A 253-nucleotide genomic window follows, 5' to 3' on the forward strand; every position below is an offset into this window, starting at 1 on the left:
CGGCGCGGAGATCCCCACGGATCACTTCCCCAATGCCCGCATCGAGGTCGAGCTCGCGTCCGTGCTCAAGGAACCACTGGAGGGCCCCGACTGCACGCTGGAGGACGCCCCCGCCGCGATCGACTACGCCGTGCCGGCCCTCGAGGTGCTGAACCCGCACATCGAGCTCGAGGGCCGCCCGATCGTCGACACCATCAGCGACAACGCCGCCTACGGGGCGATGGTGCTGGGGACGGTGCGCACGCGCCCGGAC

General features: G+C 71.1%; 1 pseudogene. It reads left to right on the forward strand.

From position 1 onward, the window contains the following. Positions 1-253: pseudogene (locus KVS71_RS17930) on the forward strand (2-oxo-hepta-3-ene-1,7-dioate hydratase); the annotation flags it as partial.

Source organism: Microbacterium sp. GbtcB4, assembly GCF_019091465.1.
Classification (GTDB): domain Bacteria; phylum Actinomycetota; class Actinomycetes; order Actinomycetales; family Microbacteriaceae; genus Microbacterium; species Microbacterium paraoxydans.